The 14,163-nt window shown below is 44.1% G+C and carries 15 protein-coding genes; 10 read left to right on the top strand and 5 right to left on the bottom strand.

The window, feature by feature from the left end; translation table 11 throughout:
* The first annotated feature begins 25 nt into the window (after window positions 1-25).
* Window positions 26-721: a hypothetical protein gene (locus E2R65_RS09260; RefSeq protein ID WP_134336212.1), complete on the top strand. Its 696-nt coding sequence runs from the start codon at window positions 26-28 to the stop codon at window positions 719-721.
* A 93-nt stretch (window positions 722-814) separates the two neighbouring features.
* On the opposite strand, the gene E2R65_RS09255 is transcribed toward E2R65_RS09260, so the two are convergent.
* Window positions 815-1,279, bottom strand: a complete 465-nt coding sequence (locus tag E2R65_RS09255; protein WP_158285245.1) for a DUF4920 domain-containing protein — start codon at window positions 1,277-1,279, stop codon at window positions 815-817.
* 133 nt (window positions 1,280-1,412) lie between these two features.
* On the opposite strand from E2R65_RS09255, the gene E2R65_RS09250 reads away from it, so the two are divergent.
* The 4 genes from E2R65_RS09250 to E2R65_RS09235 are packed head-to-tail and all read left to right on the top strand — an operon-like array spanning window position 1,413 to window position 5,200.
* Window positions 1,413-2,009, top strand: a complete 597-nt coding sequence (locus E2R65_RS09250) for a ribonuclease HII (RefSeq protein WP_134336210.1) — start codon at window positions 1,413-1,415, stop codon at window positions 2,007-2,009.
* A gap of 60 nt (window positions 2,010-2,069) precedes the next feature.
* On the top strand, window positions 2,070-3,263 hold the full coding sequence (locus E2R65_RS09245; protein ID WP_134336209.1) for a glycosyltransferase family 4 protein: 1,194 nt from the start codon (window positions 2,070-2,072) through the stop codon (window positions 3,261-3,263).
* A gap of 56 nt (window positions 3,264-3,319) precedes the next feature.
* Window positions 3,320-4,399 carry a glycine cleavage system aminomethyltransferase GcvT gene (gene gcvT, locus E2R65_RS09240; protein ID WP_134336208.1) on the top strand — a complete coding sequence of 360 codons (1,080 nt, stop codon included), beginning with the start codon at window positions 3,320-3,322 and terminating at the stop codon, window positions 4,397-4,399.
* A 45-nt stretch (window positions 4,400-4,444) separates the two neighbouring features.
* The gene (locus tag E2R65_RS09235; RefSeq protein ID WP_134336207.1) at window positions 4,445-5,200 is read left to right on the top strand and encodes a 2-phosphosulfolactate phosphatase; all 756 of its coding nucleotides are present in this window, start codon (window positions 4,445-4,447) and stop codon (window positions 5,198-5,200) included.
* Between the two features lie 8 nt (window positions 5,201-5,208).
* On the opposite strand, the gene E2R65_RS09230 is transcribed toward E2R65_RS09235, so the two are convergent.
* Window positions 5,209-5,535, bottom strand: coding sequence for a nucleotide pyrophosphohydrolase (locus tag E2R65_RS09230; protein WP_134336206.1), 327 nt, complete (start codon window positions 5,533-5,535; stop codon window positions 5,209-5,211).
* Window positions 5,536-5,759: 224 nt separating this feature from the next.
* On the opposite strand from E2R65_RS09230, the gene pdeM reads away from it, so the two are divergent.
* From pdeM to E2R65_RS09210, 4 genes are all read left to right on the top strand, one after another.
* Complete coding sequence (gene pdeM / locus E2R65_RS09225; protein ID WP_229704629.1) at window positions 5,760-6,425, top strand: ligase-associated DNA damage response endonuclease PdeM; 666 nt, start codon at window positions 5,760-5,762, stop codon at window positions 6,423-6,425.
* A gap of 85 nt (window positions 6,426-6,510) precedes the next feature.
* On the top strand, window positions 6,511-6,945 hold the full coding sequence (locus E2R65_RS09220; protein WP_134336205.1) for a CBS domain-containing protein: 435 nt from the start codon (window positions 6,511-6,513) through the stop codon (window positions 6,943-6,945).
* A gap of 69 nt (window positions 6,946-7,014) precedes the next feature.
* Window positions 7,015-8,973: a beta-galactosidase trimerization domain-containing protein gene (locus E2R65_RS09215; protein WP_134336204.1), complete on the top strand. Its 1,959-nt coding sequence runs from the start codon at window positions 7,015-7,017 to the stop codon at window positions 8,971-8,973.
* A gap of 46 nt (window positions 8,974-9,019) precedes the next feature.
* Complete coding sequence (locus E2R65_RS09210) at window positions 9,020-10,294, top strand: DUF3472 domain-containing protein (protein WP_134336203.1); 1,275 nt, start codon at window positions 9,020-9,022, stop codon at window positions 10,292-10,294.
* Here the strand turns inward: E2R65_RS09210 and E2R65_RS09205 are convergent.
* Together E2R65_RS09205 and E2R65_RS09200 are read right to left on the bottom strand one after the other, a co-directional pair.
* A complete protein-coding gene (locus E2R65_RS09205; protein WP_134336202.1) occupies window positions 10,223-10,675 on the bottom strand; it encodes an iron chaperone in 453 nt (150 codons plus the stop codon). The two genes, E2R65_RS09210 and E2R65_RS09205, sit on opposite strands and share 72 nt — an antisense overlap.
* A 5-nt stretch (window positions 10,676-10,680) precedes the next feature.
* Window positions 10,681-11,094: a VOC family protein gene (locus E2R65_RS09200; protein ID WP_134336201.1), complete on the bottom strand. Its 414-nt coding sequence runs from the start codon at window positions 11,092-11,094 to the stop codon at window positions 10,681-10,683.
* Window positions 11,095-11,336: 242 nt separating this feature from the next.
* Between E2R65_RS09200 and E2R65_RS09195 the strand changes: the two genes are divergently transcribed.
* Entirely contained in the window at window positions 11,337-13,544 is a 2,208-nt protein-coding gene (locus E2R65_RS09195; RefSeq protein WP_134336200.1) for an ATP-binding protein, read from the top strand.
* Between the two features lie 8 nt (window positions 13,545-13,552).
* Here the strand turns inward: E2R65_RS09195 and E2R65_RS09190 are convergent, their stop codons facing one another.
* Entirely contained in the window at window positions 13,553-14,140 is a 588-nt protein-coding gene (locus tag E2R65_RS09190) for a biliverdin-producing heme oxygenase (protein WP_134336199.1), read from the bottom strand.
* Between the last annotated feature and the right edge of the window lie 23 nt (window positions 14,141-14,163).

The raw sequence follows: 14,163 nt of genomic DNA, 5'->3' as shown, positions 1-14,163 counted from the left end.
TATGGTTTAATTTAGGAGTACTGTATTGAAAGTTAGTTTAAAGAATAATGCGCCGGTTGTTAATTTAAGTAATATCGACCCGGAGGATGTAGGTGATGTTTTGTTAAAGATCGAAAGATCGTTTAATATCAGGTTTATAGATGAAGACCTAACCCACATTAAAACCTTTGGCGCCCTGTGCGATCTGGTTGTGGATAAGGTTAAACAGGTACAAAGCGACAGCTGTACAACGCAGCAGGCCTTTTATAAGCTGCGCAGTGCCATTAACGCCAAAAAACCTATAGAGCGCTGCGACCTAAAGCCGCAAACCAAACTTTGCGAACTTTTTCCGCGAGATAACCGGATTGAGGTTGTTGCTGATGTAGAGAACGAAATGGGCTTGCACATGAACCTGTTGCGCCCTAAACCAGGTATTGTGTGGGCGTTTGCCATATCGTTGCTTGTTTTTATAAGCCTTAGCTTTGTTTATGGCGTTATAGGCTACATCGGCATGGTGATCTCTGTTGCAGGATTGATCCTGGCTGGCAAATTTGGCCGCGAACTTAAAGTAAAAACACTTGGCGACCTGGCCGAAAAAATTGCCCGCGAGCATTATTTAAAATGCCGCCGCGATGCATCATCCGTTAACCGTGCAGAAATTGCAGGAAAAGTAAAAGCCCTTTTTGCCGATTACTTATCGGTGGAGCCATCCTCCTTAAGAAAAGAAGCAAGGTTTGCATAGATGATTTAAAAAGTAATTGAAAAGATTTAATAGCGATGGGTTGAAAGCTCCTCGCTATTTTTTTTTATATACTGTTATTAGTGTAATAACAAACTATCTGTCCACCACTAACCCCCATACCTCAAACGTAAGCCGCGCTTTAGGGTTAACTTTTTCTTTGTGTTGTTTAGATCCGGTAACCGTGTCGCCTGCAAAGTGCTGCAGGTCATCCGCTGTTAACACCCGTTGGGCTACCCCTTGTATAATTACCCCACGGCCTTTTAACTGCACCGGGAGTTTAATATTGTAGTTTTTAAAATGTGCTGCTATGATCTTCCCGCCGCCGGCATCCATTTCAAACCAGCCGCCTTTTTCTTGGGTTACACGTATTATAGTACCGCTTAACGCGGTGGTTTGCCTTATCTTTTTGCCCATCAGCGTTTCTATCCTGGTAGCCGGCACGGGCGCAATGCCCTTGGGCTTATTGCCAAAAACCATTCCGTGCGGCAGTGCTACTTTTTTTTGGGCAAACCCGTTTAACCCGCAAAAAATAAATAATATCAATACTAATTTCTTCATCCCCTGTTTTAACATTCTTAGCAGTTGTTGGTTTTATCTGTTTGTTTGGTTTATAGTTATTTTCATAAAAATATTTTAGGCCCGCAGCTTATTTTAAGATATTTGTATCATTACAAGCACCCCATAAACGTATATGTTATTAGCCAGGTATCAGCACGAATATATTGAAGCAGGATGCGACGAAGCCGGTCGCGGTTGCCTGGCCGGGCCTGTATTTGCTGCGGCGGTTATCCTTCCCCGCGATTTTAACCACAGCCTGCTAAATGATTCCAAACTGATACATGAAGAGGTGCGTTATGCGCTGCGTGCCGAAATAGAGGAAAAAGCCATTGCCCATGCTGTTGCCTGGTGTGATAATTTGGAGATAGATGAGATCAATATCCTGAATGCATCCTTCTTGGCTATGCACCGTGCTATAGATAAGCTGCTTTGCATACCGCAATACTTAATTATTGATGGCAACCGGTTCAATAAATACCGCGATATTCCGCATGCCTGTATTGTTAAAGGCGATTCAAAATACTTTAGTATAGCGGCAGCATCCATCCTGGCCAAAACCTATCGCGATGATTATATGAAACAAATTGCCTTAGAGCACCCGGAATACGAGTGGCAAAGCAACAAGGGCTATCCAACCATCAGCCACCGTAAAATGGTGATGGAACGCGGGCATACGCCATACCATCGTAAAACTTTCCGGATAACCGACCCCGAACTGGTTGAATTATAAAAGTTAATTGCCAAACCCTGCAAGGTTTAATACCTTTGAACGAACCAATTACGCCCGGCCTTGAGGATACTGATATTAACACACCGCGCACCGTTCCCCCAAAATGGCGGCTACCCCATTGTGGTAGGCAATACCATTAAAGGGCTGGTTGAGCTTGGCCACCAGGTAACGTTATTATCCCTCAACGTAAAAAAGAACAGATCACCGGCGGAGCGCGATGCACTGCTGGATAAGATCACCTACAGCGAGTACGATATCGATACCCGTGTTACCATCATAGAGGCGGTAAGCAACCTATTTACCAATAACTCTTACAACATTGATAAGTATTACCATGCCGGGTTCGAGAAACTGCTTTTTAAAACTCTTATAGATAACAGGTACGATATCATCCAGTTAGAGGGCATCTTTGTAGCGCCATATCTGGGTGTTATTCGCAAAAATTCAAAAGCTAAGGTAATTTTCAGGGCGCATAATATCGAGCATCAGGTTTGGCAAAAGCTGGCCCAGCAAAAAAGCGACCCCTTTAAACGCTGGTACCTGCAGCTATTGGCCCGGCGCATCAAAAATTACGAACTGGCGCTGCTTAATAAGTTTGATGCCATGGTAGTATTTACCGAGCAGGATAAAACCTCCATGCTATCCTTTGGTACAAGGATACCGCTTATTGTGCTGCCGATAGGTATTGACCTGAGCCTTTATAAACCCGACCATAGTAAAGATGATTTTCCGAGCCTGTTTTTTCTCGGATCGTTAGATTGGCTGCCCAACAGGGAGGGGATAGAGTGGTTCATCGATAACTTTCATAAAGAACTTACAGACGGCGACCTGAAAGCCCGGTTTTATGTGGCAGGCCACAACATCCCCGAGCAGTTTGACGATTATGAAGTACTTGGCAAAGTATTTATACATGGCGAGGTTGACGATGCGCTGGAGTTTGTGAACAGTAAATCCATCATGATCGTGCCGCTGCTATCCGGCGGGGGCATGCGGGTAAAGATCGTAGAAGGTATGGCGATGGAGAAATGCATCATATCTACAACTTTAGGTGCAGAAGGCATAAATATCGAAACCGGTAAAAATATCATTATTGCTAATGATATAGACGAATTTTATAACGCCATAAAAAAATGCATTACCGATGAGCATTATTGCAGGCAGGTTGGCCATGCTGCCCGCCACCTGGTACAGCAGCAACACGATATAAATAACATTACCCTGCAGCTGGCCGGCTTTTACCAATCAATTATATAAACACACCTACGCACTACAGCTATTTTGCTATTTTTGCCACAATACTAAATTTAACCATGAAGAATACAGCTTTAACACAAGTACATACAGATCTGGGCGCTAAGATGGTGCCGTTTGCGGGCTATAACATGCCGGTACAATACGTTGGCATTAATGCCGAACATGATACCGTGCGCAAGGGCGTGGGTGTGTTTGATGTGAGCCACATGGGCGAATTTATACTGAAAGGCGAAAAGGCGCTTAACCTGATCCAACGTGTTACCAGTAACGATGCCTCTAAACTTTATGATGGTAAAGTGCAGTACTCGTGCCTGCCAAACGAGGACGGCGGTATTGTAGATGATCTGCTGGTTTACCGGATAGATGAAAAAACCTACATGCTGGTTGTTAACGCTTCAAACATAGAGAAAGACTGGAACTGGATAGCCAAATACAATACCGATGGGGTGGATATGAAAGATATATCAGACCGCACCTCGCTGTTAGCCGTACAAGGCCCTAAAGCTGCTGATGCGCTGCAAAGCCTTACAGATATAGACCTGGCTTCGATGGAATACTATACCTTTAAAAAGGGCACATTTGCCGGGATTGAAAACGTTATCGTTTCTGCTACCGGGTACACCGGCGCCGGCGGGTTTGAGATTTACTTTGATAATGAGCATGCCGAATTTATCTGGAATGAAGTATTTAAAGCCGGTGAGCCATTTGGCATCAAACCAATTGGTTTGGCTGCGCGCGATACTTTACGCTTAGAAATGGGCTTTTGCCTTTACGGTAACGATATTGATGATACTACTTCGCCGTTAGAGGCAGGCTTGGGCTGGGTAACCAAATTCAATAAAGATTTTACCAACTCAGCAGCTTTACAAGAACAAAAAGCAGCGGGTGTAACACGTAAGTTAATCGGTTTTGAAATGATAGACCGCGGCATCCCCCGCCACGATTACCAGATTGTTGACGCCGATGGTAATGTTATTGGTAAAGTAACATCAGGCACTCAATCGCCATCGCTGCAAAAAGCAATTGGCCTGGGTTATGTTAAAAATGAATTTGCTAAAGAAGGTACGGAGATTTACATCCTTATCCGCGATAATAAAGTAAAAGCAAAGGTTGCTAAACCTCCGTTTTATAAATAGAGCCCCTAACCCCCTGCAGGGGAAACAGAAATTGATTAGCACATCATGACCGATCAGAATAATCCTACTTCCCCTTCAGGGGGCCGGGGGGCTTCGTTAGACGTTTGCCTTACCCCTGCCCTTATACCGTTATATAATGTGCAGGATTATATCGTAGTGGTCATAGATATCTTCCGGGCCACTTCGTCTATTTGCTATGGGATAGAAAATGGCGCCGAGGCCATTATCCCGGTATCTGAAGTAGAGGAATGCGCCGCCTATCGTGAAAAGGGGCTAAACTATTTGATAGCAGCCGAGCGGGATGGTAAGGTAGTAGATGGTTTTGATTTTGGCAATTCGCCATTCTCCTATACGGCCGAAAAGGTATCTGGTAAAACGGTGGTGCTTACTACTACCAACGGTACACATGCGCTGCATTTATCGCGCAGTGCCAAAAAAATAGTGATAGGTTCTTTTTTGAATTTAACTGCACTTTGTAACTGGTTAAAAACACAGCAGGAAAACATCCTGCTGGTTTGTGCGGGCTGGAAAAACAACTTTAACCTGGAAGACACCCTTTTTGCCGGCGCCGTGATAGAACAATTGAAAGATACCGGCTTTATACTGGATGACCCTGCTATTGCCGCAAACGATCTGTTCCGGATAGGCAAACAGGATATAGCCCAATACCTTAGCAAAACATCCCATGGCGAACGCCTCAAAAAGCTGGGCATCGAAAAAGATATAGCGTTTTGCCTGCAGGTAGATCTTACTACGGCTATCCCGGTACTGGATGGCGAAAAGCTGGTTAAGCTCGTTTAATAGCTGTGTTATTTTAGTTTTTCATTACTCTTATGCCTGTCGGCATCGCGGATGTTTTTCTTTTTCATGTTTTTTTCCAGCGCTTCGGTCAGGTCAATCCCGGTTTGGTTAGCCAGGCAGATCAGCACAAAAAGCACATCGGCCATTTCATCGGCCAGGTTAACTTCTTTATCCGATGCCTTGAACGACTGCTCGCCGTATTGCCTCGCCATAATGCGGGCAACTTCGCCTACTTCTTCCATCAACATAGCGGTATTCGTTAATTCATTAAAATAACGCACCCCGGTTGTTTTTATCCACTCATCAACCAGTTGCTGGGCTTGTTTAATTTCCATAAGGCAAGATAGAAAAATTTGGAAGGTGAGGTGGCATGGTTATGCGCATAGCGGCTATTTTACTCACCCCAACATCGCTTCGCTCGTCCACCCGCTCTTTGCCTGCGCGAATAGAGGGTTGAGAACTTAGTGCCACGGATGAGGAACTCAACGCCCGAAAACCACTCACAAATCAACCACTCTCCACTCACTAAGCTTACCAAATCATTATCTTTGCAACCGTTATGACGATGAGTGTGGGCACACCTTTCCAATTTTTAGATCAGGATCTTTTATTATTGCCGCAAAAGGCTATTTACTGGCAACAAGAAAATGCCTTGATAGCAGCTGACGTACATTTTGGCAAGGTTGGGCATTTCCGTAAGGCGGGCATCGCCATACCCCGCAATATGGAACAGGATGACCTTGCCATGTTATCAGACCTGATCCACGAGCATCAACCCCAAAAACTTATATTTCTGGGCGACCTATTCCACAGCGATATGAATAACGATTGGGATTGGTTTGTACTTTGGCGCAGTCAGTTCCCTAAATTACAGATCATCCTGATAAAAGGCAATCATGACATTATCAGCGATAAAAACTATATAGATCTGGGCATCACCCTGCATAAAAAGTTAATTATGGGGCCGTTCCTGATGCTTCATCACCCACTTGCCAATCCGGAACAAAAAGAGGAAGGCGGCTATGTTTTATGCGGGCATATTCACCCTGGCGTGAGCCTGGTTGGCAGGGGCCGGCAAAGTGTTACACTGCCTTGTTTTGCTTTTGGTAAAAACCAGGCCATACTACCATCTTTTGGCAGGTTTACCGGTAAAGTGGCTATTTTGAGCAGAAAGGCCGATCGTGTTTTTGGCGTATTAAAAGATAAGGTAATCGCCATAACCTAACTGCGGGCAGATTTTTTTTTGCTAACTTATTGTTTTTCTATTAGTTATTTGTAAATTGAGGTCTCCCAATAACCTGAATTGATATATGAAAAGCGTAAAACACATCCTTGCCCGCAAGGGGAGCAATGTTATTGCCGTACCCGCGCAAACCACTGTTTTAAACGTATTAAAACTAATGGCCGAAAAAAATATCGGTTCGGTAGTGGTTACCCAAAACGATGAATACCTTGGCCTGGTAACCGAAAGGGATTATGCCCGTAAGATCATCCTGATGGGAAAACATTCTGATGATACTACGGTTGGCGAGATCATGAGCAACGGGTTTCCGCATATCACTCCGGAATCGTCTGTAGATGATTGCATGCTCATCATGAGCGAGCGCAACATTCGCTACCTGCCCGTGTTTGATAAGGAACAAAAGCTATGCGGAATTATCTCTATTAACGATCTGGTTTACGAAACCATTCACTCACAAAAAGAAACCATAGAGCAGTTGCACAGCTATATACAGTCCACTTAAACAGCGCCTAAAACCATTCGCGTATTAAAAAGTTAATAATTTGCAGCTAAATAAACGCTGTAAATTATTATGCCCTATTCATCAAAAGAACAAGCTACGCCGATAATGCTGGGTGCCGAGGTTTTTATAGAGCCCGGGCAATCACCCCAGGAGATTGACCTGTGGTTTAAACGTTTACAGGAAGCCGGGATGACGGTTACCCGCGTCCGCCTGTTTGAAACCTATATGCACAATGATGATGGAACCTGGGATTTTACATTATTTGATGAAGCTTACAAGGCTGCCGATAAATACGGTATCAAAATTTATGGCAACCTGTTTCCGGCTACGGCCTTTACCGACCTGGGCGGGTTAAAATTCCCGAAGGATGAAAAACACCTTGGTACAATTGCGCGATATGTAGAAAATGTGGTAGGCCACTTTAAACAGTTCAGATCCTGCTATGGCTGGGTGCCGGTGAACGAGCCGGGCGTGGGGCATTTTCCACAAGAACAATTTGCGACAGATAAATTTAAAGAATGGCAGTCGGCCCAGTCTAATCCCGAATACAACAGCGGCGGCTACGATCGCTTTAACTTTGCCGACGAACGTTTTCATCTGTATTACAATACCTGGTTCTTACAATGGCTAACGGATGAGATCCATAAACATGACCCCGGCAGCATTATCCACATAAATAACCACGCTATATTTAAAAACGTGGCCGAATATGATTTCCCTGCGTGGCGCAATTTTTTAACCAGCCTGGGCGGCTCGGCACATGCCAGCTGGCATTTTGCATACTTTAACAGGCAGCAGTATGCTTTGGCGGTTGCGGCTAACTGCGAGATCCTACGTTCGGGGGCAGGAGAGATCCCTTGGTTTATGACGGAGTTGCAGGGCGGCAACAATACCTACAGCGGCTTTTTAGCGCTCTGCCCAACAAAAGAAGAGATTGCGCAGTGGCTATGGATAGCGATAGGCAGCGAAAGTAAGGGAGCTATTTTTTGGTGCTTAAACCCGCGCTCATCCGGTATTGAAGCCGGGGAATGGGCTATGCTTAACTATCACAACCAACCATCTGACAGGTTACTGGCTGCCACCAATGTTATTAACGCCCTAAATGAACACAGTAGCTTTTTTAAAGGCGCAAGGGAAGTAGAATCGGGCATTAACATACTTTATACCCGCGAATCCCTGTGGATTGAAAAAACGCTGCAAATGGGCGGCAAAAGCTATGAGGGACGCGATGAAGGTGGGGTGATGAAATCAGCCATTGCCTATTTTGAGGCTTTGGGCGAGGCTGGCGTGCAAGCTAACTTTAAAGAAATAAGCGAGTTTGATTTTAACAAAAGCAGTTATAACGGCATCGCTATTATTCTTCCGCATCAAATCTCTATTCCGTCAAAATACCGGGCTTTATTAGAATGTTTTGTAAAACAGGGCGGCAAACTGATTGCCGATGGCTTAACCGGTTATTACGACGAGAACGCTGTTGCTACGATACGCCTTGGCTTCCCCCTGCGTAATTTGCTTGGGGCAGATGTTTTGGAATATAAAGCCATAGATGATATGGAAGAAATGGTGGTCGATAGCATAGCTTTACCCGCCTATCAATGGAAGGCATTGTTAAAAAGCACCACAGCAAATAGCATTGCTGCCCGCGATAACGATATTATGGCAACCCATAATGAATTAGGCAAAGGATCGGTGTACTGGCTGCCATCCCTGGTGGGTTTAGGCAGCCGTATCCTGGGCGATTACGGGCATTTAAATATGTTTATGGCCAAAGCGCTTGATTACAGCACCCGTAACATGCCCTTTGTTTTTGAAGCGCCCCAACATGGCGTACTAATGAAAACCATGGTAAACGGCAAGGAAACAGTAACTATCCTTGTAAATAAAGCTGATGTGCGGCGCGAATTTAAGTTGATTCAAAAAGACGCTGCCTTACAGCCTATCATCCTATTTGCAAATAACGGCGGTAAAATTGGCGGTGGCCATATTAGTATAGAAGCAGAAGAGACACTCGTGATAAAATGGATGTAAACGGGTTTATCTTTTTATCTTTACCTATCCGCTTATTAGCTAATTCATGAAAATCGTATTTATTGTTGCCGCAATTGTATTACTCAACAATTTGGCATTTGGCCAGTCGGCCAAAATGGCTATCCCACTTGGGGGCAATGCCTGGGCAAAAGGCAATGCCGTTATAACAGATGGCGGTGCGTTTAACTGGAAAAACAGGCAGGATGTCATCAACATTTATTTTAAAACAAATAGCGCGCACCCCTTAAAGCTTGCTTTAAGATTGCGTGTGCCTGCCGGTAAAAGCACCATAGCTGCAACAGTGGCAAATATCGTTTTTGTTAAAAAACTAAACAACGCTGTTTTTGATACTGTAAGCCTGGGTACTTTAAATATAAGGCGGCCCGGTTATGTAAAAGTGGCGCTAAAAGGTATCAGCAAAACAGACAGCGTTTATGCACAGGTTACCGATTTGATTGTAGACGACCTAAAACCCCAGGATACGCTAACCTACGTAGTTGCCGGCTCTTCCTTTCATTTTGGCAGGCGGGGGCCATCGGTGCATTTAACTTACCAGGTGCCCAACGCTGTAAAAAATGAGGTAAAATGGTTTTACAACGAGATCACCGTTCCCCAAAAAATGGATGTGATCGGGTCTTATTTTATGGCCGATGGTTTTAAAGAGGGCTACTTTGGTATGCAGGTAAATTCTGCTGCCGAGCGCAGGGTATTGTTCTCGGTATGGAGCCCATTTAATACTGATGACCCTAACAGCATCCCGGATAGCCTGCGTATTAAATTATTAAAAAAAGGCGATAAAGTGCATGGCGGCGTTTTTGGCGATGAAGGATCTGGCGGGCAAAGCTATTTGCACTACCCATGGCAGGCAGGTAACACCTACGCTTTTTTATTAGAAGCAAACCCCAATAAAATAAAAAACACCACTACCTACACCGCCTGGTTTAAAGATATTAAAGCCGGCAAATGGCTGTTGATAGCAAGTTTTAGCAGGCCAAAAACAACAACTTATTTGAAAGGGCTGCATTCTTTCCTGGAAAATTTCGAACCTGAAAACGGTGATAAAACCCGGCTTGCTTATTACACAAACCAATGGGTTGCTGATAGCAGTGGCCAATGGCAGCCAATATGTAGTGCAACCTTTACAGGTGATGAAGCTGCACGAAAAAATTACCGAAATGACTATGCCGGCGGCACAAACGGCAAAATATTTTATCTTAAAAACGGCGGCTTTTTTAACGGACTTACGCAGTTAAACCAAAAGCTGGCAATTAAACCGCGAACAATACCGCCGGTTATTGCATTTAAGGATTTGCCGAGGTAGTTCATTAGCTTTTTTTATTCGTCTGGCTATCGCTTTCGCTTCATCCTCATGCAATCTGTAATCTACTATTTTATTTATCAACTCTAATGGCAACGGTTCACCCAAAGGGAATTGTACCGATCCCTTAGCGCCCTTGTAAACAGATAACCTATCTTTAAAGTGGCTTATAGCCCCTGCACCGGGGTAAAAGCCAATATGCTTTTCCCAGGCGGCAAAATAAACCAACACACCGTTTGCTTTGTAAGCAGGCATACTGTAACTGATAACCTCTTTGGCTTGCGGTGCCGTTTTTTTGATAGTATTGCGCAATTGCTGCAATTTGACTTGTACATCAGCCGGATAATTCCTAATGTAATCATCAACGTCTTTTGGTTTATTCATGGCTATTACCTGTTCATTTTGCTCATGTCCATATATAAGGCATTCCAGCGATGTCCATCGGGGTCGGTAAAGGCGCAGCCATACATCCACCCCTGAATTTCTGCCGGAGGGGCAAAAACATTACCGCCGGCTGCAATTACCTTTCTGGCAACTTCTTCCACCTCTTCGCGGCTTTCGGCACCAAAACTAAACATTACTTCTGTAGCCTTTGAAGTGTCAACCAGGCCATTTTGTGCAACGCTTTTAAATACATCTTCCTGAAAAAGCATGATAATGGTGTTTTTTTCGCTTACTGATAAAGCAACAGAGGTATCTGTGCTGCCGGGGCCTTCTTTAATGGTAAAGCCTATCCCGGTAAAGAACGCTTTCGACCGTTTGATATCCTTTACGGGCAGGTTCATCCAAAGTTCCTTCGTCATCGTATTTAGTTTTAAATTGGTTTATAATTACATCAAATATATAACCGTTACCTTACAACCTTAGGGTGTTATGCGACTATTTACAGGGCAAATCCCGACATGGTTTTTTATATTTATTATTTCAATTCAGCCTGTAACAGCCATTAAAATATTAAATATTGATAACAAACCAATTAAACGAAGCATTTACCTATTATTTTTTCATATTTGTTTAATTTATTACCCCATACAAAACACCTCCTGTGAACATAGATCTTACTAATTGCGATAAAGAACCTATCCATATCCCCGGTAAAATACAATCTCATGGGTTTTTAATAGTTATAGGCCAGGATGGAGCGATTCATTACCACAGCGAAAACATTAAAAACTTTATACCCGAGATTCCCGAGAATTTGATAGATAAACATATTAGCTCTATTGAATCTATTATTGGTAAAAACGAACCGCCGGACTTTATAAACAAGCTGATTACATTTGGCCGCACAAACGGCTTTGAGCAAACCAACCCGTTTAATACCGATATACAGGGAAAAGCATTTCACTTAATTATATCTCATTCCGGAGACTTTTACCTGCTGGAGTTTGAACCGGCAAAATCAGACAGCGTTACAGATGTGCACCGGATGATCGGCCGCTCCATCTCTGAAATGCTGGCCGATAAAAACCTGCAAAGCCTGCTTAATAACAGCGCCGTGCAGGTAAAAAATGTAATTGGATATGACCGTGTTATGGTTTACCGTTTTGCAGAAGACGGACATGGCGAGGTAATTGCCGAAGCAAAAAATGCCGAACTGACATCGTGGCTTGGGCTGCATTATCCCGCAACAGACATCCCCAAGCAAGCCCGCGAACTTTATAAGCAGAATTTAACCCGTTTAATTGCAAATGTACATACCGAACCTTCGGGCATATTAGCAGCAGCAAACAATACCCAACCATTGGATATGACCCTATCGCACCTTAGGGCGGTATCGCCGGTACATATTCAATACCTCAAAAACATGGGGGTCGAGTCGAGCTTCAGCATTTCATTATTGTATAAAAAAGAACTTTGGGGGCTTATTGCCTGCCATAGTTATTCACCGCGCTTTATTGATTACCGGTCGCGCGAGTCGGCCAAATTGATCGGGCAGATCCTGTCATCGGCATTAGAGTTCAGGCAAGACGAGGAGAATCAGCAACAGCAGGAACGTTATAAAAGCGCTGTTGACCAGTTGAGCCGCCTGATGCTGAAAGATAATAATATTGAGTATGCCCTAACCGGGCATGCTGTTACACTGATGAATGCAGTTGATGCTGCCGGTGCCGTGCTATTGTTTGAGAACAATATGATCAAATTGGGTGTAACCCCAACCGATTCGCAAATAACAAGCCTTACCGCCTGGCTAAAAAATAATATTGCCGATACTTTTTATTACACCAGCAACCTGCCCTCGGCCTATCCGGAAGCTACTCTATTTAGGGATGTAGCATCAGGCATCATGGCTACCGTACTGTCGCGCGAACTTGGCGAATATGTAATATGGTTTAAGCCCGAGCAGTTGCAAACCATTACCTGGGCCGGCAACCCCGAAAAACCTGCTATTGTTACCAACGATGGCGGCATGGCGCATATTTCGCCGCGCAACTCCTTCGAAGAATGGTCGCAAACAGTTACCGGTACGTCTAAAAGCTGGACCAACGAGGAGGTTAAATCTGTAGTACGCTTGCGCAGCGAGATCACTTACGCCATTAACCAAAAGGCAGGGGCCATACGCCTGCTCAATGAGAAGTTAAAACAGGCTTATGAAGAGCTGGATACGTTTAGCTTTACCATATCGCACGATCTGAAGAATCCTATCAGTACCATTAAAAGTTTTACCCAGATCTTGCTACGCGATAAGGATCTGAAGCCACAAACGCTAAAGGTACTGGAGCGTATTAATAACGGTGCCGATAAGATGAACAACATGATCAACGAGGTGTTAGACTATTCGCGCATCAACCGGTCAGACTTCGTGCTTACAGAAATTCAGCCAGGCAACATCATACGTGATATTGTGAACGATCTGCTGTTGGTTTATGGCGTTGATGAAAGCTGCATAACCATCGGCAATACCCCCAAAATACAAGGCGACCCGGTAATGATATCGCAGGTGTTTGCCAATATTATCAGTAATGCTGTAAAATACTCCATGAAATCTGAGCCGCCAAAAGTGGTTATAGAGGGTATGGAAAACGAGAACGAGGTGGTTTATACCATAACGGATAATGGCATGGGCATTGATATTAAACACCTGCCGCGCATATTCGAGTTATTCCACCGTACAGATAATGTTGGCGATATAGAGGGATCTGGCGTTGGGCTGGCCATTGTAAAACGAATTATAGAAAAACACCGCGGCAAAATCTGGGTAGACAGCGAACTTGGCGCAGGCTCTACATTTAATATCGCATTTATTAAATAACGTCGGCTTTAGGATGCCAGATCTATTGGCACCCGTTGATTTGTTTTATCAAACCATTCGCCAAACTTTAAAAAGGTTTGGTTAGCGGCGGCAATTACTACGGCCTCCTGTTCGGTGTTTTGCGGTTGCCCGTTAAGCGCATCCTTAAAGGTATCCCACATTTGCCCGGTTTTATCACCATAACCTGCAAAAAATGTCATCCCTTTATCTGCACCCAATTGCTGCTGCATCATCTTGCTGATGATCTTGCCGCCAAGGGTAGATCCCTCTATCACGTATAAAGCCCCTAATGCCTCTAAATGGGTATTGATGGCTGGAAGGTCATCGGCAGATGCCATTAAAGATACCTCGCCCCCAAGATTGGCTATATCGTTAGCAATAGCCTGTGTTTTGCGTCGTTCAACATTATCTGGCAACAGCCTGGTATCAATCACCTCATTTATCCGTTTTTCCAGTCCGCCAAAATAACTGTAAAATGTTTTAAGCAAATTAACATATTCATGTGGGGTACGTATCGCTTTCAGTTGCCCTACTAATACCTTCTCTAATAGCTGATGGTTATTTTGGGTTTCTTCTTTTAGTTTATCTGATAACATGCTTGAATTAAATAGGGATGTTT

The organism is Mucilaginibacter phyllosphaerae (assembly GCF_004378255.1).
Taxonomy (GTDB): domain Bacteria; phylum Bacteroidota; class Bacteroidia; order Sphingobacteriales; family Sphingobacteriaceae; genus Mucilaginibacter; species Mucilaginibacter phyllosphaerae.
The sequence above is the reverse complement of the archived record's forward strand: the minus strand, read 5'-3'. Positions and strand labels throughout refer to the sequence as shown.